7 protein-coding genes and 1 pseudogene are annotated in these 7,198 nt (G+C 42.5%); 2 read left to right on the top strand and 6 right to left on the bottom strand.

Annotation, left to right across the window (positions count from 1 at the left end):
* Window positions 1-389: 389 nt before the first annotated feature.
* The 4 genes and pseudogenes from AB4503_RS17415 to AB4503_RS17400 all read right to left on the bottom strand — a co-directional run bounded on the left by AB4503_RS17415 (window position 390) and on the right by AB4503_RS17400 (window position 4,637).
* Complete coding sequence (locus AB4503_RS17415; RefSeq protein WP_371724699.1) at window positions 390-974, bottom strand: hypothetical protein; 585 nt, start codon at window positions 972-974, stop codon at window positions 390-392.
* Window positions 967-3,618, bottom strand: coding sequence for a DUF2235 domain-containing protein (locus AB4503_RS17410; RefSeq protein WP_108208914.1), 2,652 nt, complete (start codon window positions 3,616-3,618; stop codon window positions 967-969). The genes AB4503_RS17415 and AB4503_RS17410 overlap by 8 nt, the downstream gene beginning before the upstream one ends.
* A 237-nt stretch (window positions 3,619-3,855) precedes the next feature.
* Window positions 3,856-3,945, bottom strand: a pseudogene (locus tag AB4503_RS17405) (antitoxin Xre/MbcA/ParS toxin-binding domain-containing protein); the annotation flags it as partial.
* 299 nt (window positions 3,946-4,244) lie between these two features.
* Window positions 4,245-4,637 carry a hypothetical protein gene (locus tag AB4503_RS17400; protein WP_372115462.1) on the bottom strand — a complete coding sequence of 131 codons (393 nt, stop codon included), beginning with the start codon at window positions 4,635-4,637 and terminating at the stop codon, window positions 4,245-4,247.
* A 330-nt stretch (window positions 4,638-4,967) separates the two neighbouring features.
* Between AB4503_RS17400 and AB4503_RS17395 the strand changes: the two genes are divergently transcribed.
* Both AB4503_RS17395 and AB4503_RS17390 read left to right on the top strand, forming a co-directional pair.
* Window positions 4,968-5,411 (top strand): hypothetical protein, encoded by a 444-nt coding sequence (locus AB4503_RS17395; RefSeq protein ID WP_052715045.1) that lies wholly within the window; start codon window positions 4,968-4,970, stop codon window positions 5,409-5,411.
* 29 nt (window positions 5,412-5,440) lie between these two features.
* Window positions 5,441-6,073 carry a peptidase M15 gene (locus AB4503_RS17390; protein ID WP_046225080.1) on the top strand — a complete coding sequence of 211 codons (633 nt, stop codon included), beginning with the start codon at window positions 5,441-5,443 and terminating at the stop codon, window positions 6,071-6,073.
* Between the two features lie 305 nt (window positions 6,074-6,378).
* On the opposite strand, the gene cas6f is transcribed toward AB4503_RS17390, so the two are convergent.
* Together cas6f and AB4503_RS17380 are read right to left on the bottom strand one after the other, a co-directional pair.
* Window positions 6,379-6,984: a type I-F CRISPR-associated endoribonuclease Cas6/Csy4 gene (cas6f, locus tag AB4503_RS17385; protein ID WP_372115461.1), complete on the bottom strand. Its 606-nt coding sequence runs from the start codon at window positions 6,982-6,984 to the stop codon at window positions 6,379-6,381.
* A gap of 9 nt (window positions 6,985-6,993) precedes the next feature.
* Window positions 6,994-7,198, bottom strand: a 205-nt coding sequence (locus AB4503_RS17380; protein WP_372115460.1) for a type I-F CRISPR-associated protein Cas7f/Csy3, incomplete at its 5' end; no start/stop codon positions are given.

Below are 7,198 nucleotides of genomic sequence, written 5' to 3'. Positions count from 1 at the left end.
TAGCCAGTAACGAAAGTTTACTGCGCACTTAACCATCACAGGTATTCGGCGTTAGAAATAGTGCTTTGACTTGAAAGCTTCAGATAGCAAAAAGCCGCTCATAAAGAGCGGCTTTTTTAAGGTGATGCTTGCAACATAAGTCTTCATAACGGAAACCAACTATCAACGAGTTAAAGTACCATTTGCAACATAAGTTCGCATAAAATTGCATCGGAAGTCTGCATATTTGTAGAACTGCTAAAATTCAACGTAGTAAAATTACCACACTACAAACAATCGTCTAGAAAGACATAGTGAGCATGCGTATAACAAACTTTTGGACAAACCATTAATAACTATAAGTATCTTGAAGTGCTATTTTAATGGTGCGGAGCAGTTAAGTATCAAAACTATAATTCGAATGGTACAGGCGAAGACTCACCTTTACCATCAAACAAAACAACCACTTCAGTTGTGCTTGATGGGTTCATCACCACCCATCCATTTGGATCCGCGACTTCACTTGGTGAACAATCCATCCGGTAAGAATAACAACCAACAGTAAACATAACTTGAATACGCTCTTCATCTACGATGACCTGCATTGAAGCTCGATTAGGCTGGTAGTCTTTATAATAATGTTGCAGAGTGCGCATTTTTTTCTCTGCTAATTCAGAGTCGATCGGTGCATCAATACGGTAGTAAGTTAGTGTTTCACCCTTGTCGCTGCGGCCTTTACGCCAAGTTCCTTTGATGTATTTTGGGACGCCCATTTTACCGATGTCAGCACTGGCTCCAGGGTAACCATTAACGCCACCATAACCAAAGCCTGTCCATCCACCGCCTGTGGTTTGAATAGCGACATCTCGGATCCCGTAGTTTCCACTAATACTTCCAGCATTACCGATGGTCGCTTTTATTAACGGCTGCTCTTCTTGACAGCCACTTAAGGCGACGACTGCTATGAAGAGTAACGTGATTAAGTGCTTAGGCATTGTCCCAAATTCTCCGCTCTGGTGTTTTTTCTGTTTTTTCATCTGTCGTAATGCCATTTATAATCGTTTCAGCTATCGTCTTATAAGGGAGATTCATCACCGTATCATGAGAGCGGTGGATATAGTTGTCAAAGATCACCGGTGACTGAAGCGTTGCTTTCCAATCTTCAACGGTTATTTCTCCCAATGGCTTGGTTGATAATTCACCCCATAAAGATTGGCAAAGCTCATCGGTGACATAGTCAGGGGTTAGGTTTTCCTGATAATCATCTTCAAACCAATCAATGCCAACCATTGCTCCTTGCTGCTTCATGCGTTCAAGGGCTAGCCCTGCTATCGCATTACTCACGGGTTTAAAGTGATAAAAATAGAGAGTGTTGTCTTTTTCTTTAACCTCACCGTAGTGGCCAAATCGTTGTCGGCACATCTTTTTCCATTCGGTGTCTTTAACTTGACGAGTGCGCTCTATCATCGCAGCCTTATCTAGACTTCCCCCTGGATATGCAAAATTAGCGTGCACTATATCAATGATTTCTGATTTTATTTCGTTACGGTTATAGGTACTGCTCACCGGAAAGCCCACATAGTCAGGGAGTCCCTCTTTCTCGTATTGCTCAATTGAAGGATAACCGCCTCCCACATCGGTATGGCATCCAGGAAAATGTTCTTGGTAGAAATTATCGGGTAACCAATTATCACGACTCAGTGAGGTTAATGGGAAGTTTTTCCGATACTCATGTTCGGCAACCAACTGCAAGACCGTGGTGGCCATCGTCGGCTCTAGGCCCAACTGAAAATTACCTTCATCGTTATTGCCAGCTAAGTAAAACGACCCTACGGTATCAAATAACCCCAAGAACCGTACACTGACGCCTTTCGTATCATCTCGCTCATAACCACCTTCTTCTGAAAACTTTTTGTTGCTTTCATTACCCAGTAGATGAGGGTAAATCGTGACATCTGCTTGCTTGCCCGTGACAGGTCGATGGTAATCAGGTAAACCTTGATACAGGGTATTAACAAAGTGACGAGACAAAGCAGCACCTCGACTAAAGCCGAAGACATCAAAAACGATATGAGTGATGTCATTATAAGAGCCCGATTGATCCAATTCATCGATAGTGCGCTGAAACTGACTAAGCAAACTTTGCCATTTGTAAAAGGCTCCATTTTCACCATCCACATAGTTGAGCAAGATTTTACCACTAATGCCCGCAATAGCATCAGCAAGGTCTCCATCAAACGCCTGTTGTGCACTCACCCCTAGCGCCTGCTCTGGACCGGTTTCATCTTTTGCTGCATCGATGATGGAGGGGCGCTGACTGTCGTCTTCAATGTCGACGGTGCCTACTCCCGATATATATATTTTTGCTGATTCACCTTGAATTTGAGGATAAGCCGCAAACAAACGCGCCACATTACTGCGAGACTTATTTCCACGCAGCTCTTTGTAAGCGTCATTCTTATCGTTGGCCCCCGTGCCATCAAAAAACACGCCGATACGAAAGAGTTTTTCGGGGCGAAGATTCACGACCGGAATACCTTTGGCAACGAGACTGGGACTATTGATGGCGACAATCTCTGTCCCATGTAATAAACGGCCAGGGTGTGAGTAATGGCAATCCAGAGGGGCATGATACCGTTCGTTAGGAGTTTCCTTGCCCTGTCCAGCATCAACAAGTTCTGAAATATTCAACGAAAGTCCTTGCTCATTGAGCCACGCTGGATTCACCGTAGAAAACTCATCTTGTGTCAACTTACGAGGTAGATAGAGTAAGTGCTGGTTGTCCAATACCTGATTATCGATACGCCATTGAATCGGTATCGCACTTTGCCAAGCGGTAGGACGAAGCTCATCGCTAAGAGTGAGTTCATCCGAATAGGTCAGGCAGAACCGACAATTACCATTACCGATAATTTTGTACTCTTGAACGAGCTTGCCTTCACTAAAATGGTAATAATACCCTTGAGTGGCAAGCCCTAGTCGTTCACCAAACTGTACAGCCGGCATCACGACGAGGAAAGCTTCATTGAGCGAATTTGTCCCTTTAGGCTTGGCTAAGACGTCAGAGATTGATAGGGGTACTGAAGAACCTCTCGATGACAATGCAAGCGTCCTTGGCGCACCCTCTTTTATGTTGGCCACCAATTGAATGCTGTGCTCGTTTTCTTGCTCGCTCCAACGGGAATGTATCGGTGAAGTACTCGTTTTAGCTAACGCCATGTCCCACCCAACATGCTCTTTAAAAGACGACTGGGAGCAAGAGATCTCAAAAGCGTACTCAAGATCTGGTCTTTGGTCTTCTTCCGTATGGCTGACGGTGGTTTGGACGCTTGCGAGTTTAGGCTCTTGATGCACAGGAGGGTAGTACGCACTTTTATAAGAAGAAGCGGACACTGAAGATGACGCTTTTACTGCCACCCACCTTTCTGATTTTAATCGGGACTTTAATGCATTGAGGTAAGCATTTCGGCTTTGTCCCACAAAAGGAGCAAGTATTCGTCTCAGATCGTCAGGCAGCGTATCATGAAATTTAGATATTGAACCACTGTCAATCAAGTAGCTTGTTAACTCATCGGCAGCAACAGACTGGCCACCTTGCTTTTGATGAAACTCTACTACTTTTATATCCGATATACTCATGCCACTTATTCCTGTACAAGTCCGACTAATTACTGGCGAATAAATAATCTTATTTTACTGAATAATATGGTGTGCGTGTGCCGTTCTTCCCTGTCATTATGACTGAATTACCAGAGAGTCAGTATCAACTGATGAACCTGTTAGAAAAAAGTTAAATGATGTGCTAATTGAGTGATTGGTTATTTTCTGAAAGAATGGATGTGGCAGAAGTACTTTAGGCAAATTGTGCAACAAAGGTCACGAAAACACTCCATGCTCTAAACGGCCGATCAAATTGAGTACAGCCTTGGTGTCTTCGGCTGTCGAAAGCATATCAATTGGTCGTTTGTTGCCAAGCCCTCAAGCTGGATGCTTAAGCCAGTGATTAGCAGCTTCGTCACTCCCAAACAGTGCTAACGCAGCCTGAAATACTTTATCAAAATTCTTTTTGGTTTCTTTATTCACCTTAAACTCCACCTAAATTTATGTGATAAGTCTTATACACCATACCTACATTAGAAAAAGTTGGTCAAATAATGATTAGCTAACTTATAGATAGTAATGAGCTCAACAAAAATGGGGCAGAGACGAGTCAGCACAATAGTGCCAACAAAGCTCTTCACGGTTTTCACCCTGAATAGAGTTTACTAAGCTCGCCCGAAAGCTTTTAAGAAGTTCTTGGAGTGTTGGTGAAATCTTATATGCTCGGGGTGATTAACCTTCCTCTTTCCCTTAAAAGGCGGCGCAATATATCCCCAATTTGAACATCTTGAGAAATATATTACATAATCAATCTGTGTATTCTGCCATTGGTCAGTAACAACGGTGTTTTCATCAAAGCACTCTACCGATTTCACTTGAATTCGATAGAACTTATTCCCATCAGAAACCAGTACATCAGTCTTCATTCCATGATCGATCATGGGCATAAAAACTTCCCAGCTGTCTTGTAGCAACCAACTTGCCAACAGAGTTTCGTAAGATATGCTTTTGTAGTGTTTCTTTGCTTCAGAAGAAGTATGGAGTGTTTTTACAGGCATAGTAATATCCTAATTACATGCTGAGTGTCTTTTTAGCACAAGACAGCCAGCGAAGCCTCCCTTTTGGGAGCGCTTCAATTAGGATTCACAATGGCTCTATTGAGGTCTCATCAACTAGCAATGGGAGCTGCCCCTAGTCTTCTACCGTTTGGTTGCCTTGACTACTTATACTAGAGTTCACGTATCGTGAGTGAGTCAGTCGTGTTCATATAAAGATAAACAAAGTTCATAATTTCGTCAATTCTAATACTGGTGAAAAGGCGTCATTAGACAGACAAATTAAAAGATCCCAACTATCTTTATAACAGTCAGAAAGTTGGGATTCCTACCATGTTAAAAACACTCATTACTTGGGTTAGGAAGTGGATTGTAAAAGCTACTCCCCATCCAAAAGAGCCTGCGGTACAGCCAATCAAAACTAATATTGAAACCCTGCATGCTCAGGCACCTAAAACATTGTCCGAAGAATATCTCGATGAAAAAGATAAAGTGAGACACCGACTGGAACGCTGGGCTTTGCATCAAGACCAAATCAATAGTCGCATCCTTAATGCTTATTTAACCCTAGAGCGTAAAGGCTACTCTCCTATAACTATCACGATGCTTCAGAACCAACTTCTAGACATGAAAACTTTCCTACCCAACTTCAATCAAATGAAAAGTATCGCCCCACACAATCATGCGAAAGTATTTGATGTTAAGGGTGAAAGTGTGCGCATTTGGAGTGTTGTTGAAGTTCATGTACGAGAGTATGAAAACAAGATCTTTCACTAGAAAACAGGACAGGTTAAAAAGGTTCAAGTATGAAAACTCCGACTACGGTAGCCAACCTAGAAAAACTCGGGCGCGTGCGCCTATCTCCTTCCTTTTTTATGAGGGACTTTCTTCACTCTGAAATAGCACAAATTGAGCAGCTAACCAATGTTCCGGATTATCCTGACATAGCTCTTGAATCGGGTAGAAACCTTTGCCAGAAGATACTAGAACCAATAAGTAATAAATTTGGCAGGATCAGCATTCGTTCTGGCTATCGTTCACCACTAGTTAATAACGTAGGAAATGAAAAGAAGTATAATTGCGCATCAAATGATAAAAACTATGGTGGTCATATTTGGGATTACAGGGATAAAGATGGCCTATTAGGGGCTACAACTTGTATCGTAGTGAATTCTTTTATTCCTTATTATGACGAAACAGGCCACTGGCAAGCGCTGGCGTGGTGGATTCATGACAATATTCCTGATTACTCTGACATCTGTTTTTTCCCTACTTTTGCCGCATTCAATATCACCTGGCGCGAATCCGAACCACGCAAAGTAATACGCAGCTATATTACTGAAGGCAAAGGGGTTCTAACAAAGCCTTCTTATGACAATCACCACGGCTCCCACCATCAGGAATACGCAGCATTCATTCACAGCCTTGTGCCAAACTAACCCCACAAAACAAAAAACCATCAAGCCTAAACATGATGGTTTGATTATTAGCTGCTTGTTCAGCAGGTTGGTTGCTTTCTTCCTGGCCTATTCTTAGCTGCCTATGCGGCAGGATACGATTACTTTTGTCTCTTTGCAAACCGTCATAAATTATTAGCTGCCTATGCGGCAGGACACTTTAGAATATAGTCTCTAACCATCTGACTCCGCGTGCTTTAAGTCACAATTCACCAAAATACCCTTTTTCTTCTTAGTTCTGTAAGTCCTTGTATTTACTTCTCTGAAAAAGAGCTTTCATAAAAGGGTCAAAAACGTAGGTCAGGTACAGTGCCTTTTCTTTCTTGATTGGTGGCTAAACCATAGCTATTAAAGTTTGCTGCAACGCGCTCTCTAACAAACTCCTTTTGTACAAACAAAATATAACTTTCCCCTGATGAACCGCTGGAGATTGGGATTCGATGAAAGCTATCGATGACACGCTCTTCATTAGTGGCTGGTAACGATGGTTCAACACCAGATATTTCGGCCCTCGCCATGCTACGTTTGATTCTGCGTTTCTTGGAACCTAAAAAGCTTTTCCCAATCGTTTGGTTACGGACAAACCTCACCTCAATCGCAGTGTCTGGCACTTCACAAACACTAGAAATCTCAAACAGACCTTCATTTACCATCAAAGAGAAATAGGGCTGAAAAGAGAGTCCAACCATCATCTCTTTATCTTCGGCAACAAAAGCTATGGTTTGACCAACCGTAACATCACTCCAGTCGGGAAAGCTCACACCTATTTTATTCATGGCTTGTCGGTTATTCACCATAAACAAGTGCATTTGAGAGATACAACGCCCTGCTAACAACCCATAGTCAGCGTTAGCAGGCGTGTAACGTATTAAGAAGTAGTAACGCTTATTCATATCTACCCTTTACTTCGCTTTGGAACAATTGAAGAGGCCGCCTTTGATCAAGACAGACATGATGAAGTGCACATCATTTGGGATGACTTGAGAAGCTGTCATACTTTCAATCCAGCTCTCTGTATTTCTGAGTAGTTGATAGAAGTCATTTCCATGGGACACGTGTCGCATTGCTATCACGTATTCTCGATCTTCCCCATATTCGTTCACTCTT

The sequence above is a fragment of the Vibrio sp. 10N.222.55.B11 genome (assembly GCF_041473705.1).
GTDB lineage: Bacteria > Pseudomonadota > Gammaproteobacteria > Enterobacterales > Vibrionaceae > Vibrio > Vibrio crassostreae_C.
The sequence above is the reverse complement of the archived record's forward strand: the minus strand, read 5'-3'. Positions and strand labels throughout refer to the sequence as shown.

What these genes read in the sequence shown, in the direction of transcription:
- AB4503_RS17415 (WP_371724699.1), bottom strand. Translation starts at nt 974, where the DNA reads ATGCCTAAGCACTTAATCACGTTACTCTTCATAGCAGTCGTCGCCTTA.
- AB4503_RS17410 (WP_108208914.1), bottom strand. Translation starts at nt 3,618, where the DNA reads ATGAGTATATCGGATATAAAAGTAGTAGAGTTTCATCAAAAGCAAGGT.
- AB4503_RS17400 (WP_372115462.1), bottom strand. Translation starts at nt 4,637, where the DNA reads ATGCCTGTAAAAACACTCCATACTTCTTCTGAAGCAAAGAAACACTAC.
- AB4503_RS17395 (WP_052715045.1), top strand. Translation starts at nt 4,968, where the DNA reads ATGTTAAAAACACTCATTACTTGGGTTAGGAAGTGGATTGTAAAAGCT.
- AB4503_RS17390 (WP_046225080.1), top strand. Translation starts at nt 5,441, where the DNA reads ATGAAAACTCCGACTACGGTAGCCAACCTAGAAAAACTCGGGCGCGTG.
- cas6f (WP_372115461.1), bottom strand. Translation starts at nt 6,984, where the DNA reads ATGAATAAGCGTTACTACTTCTTAATACGTTACACGCCTGCTAACGCT.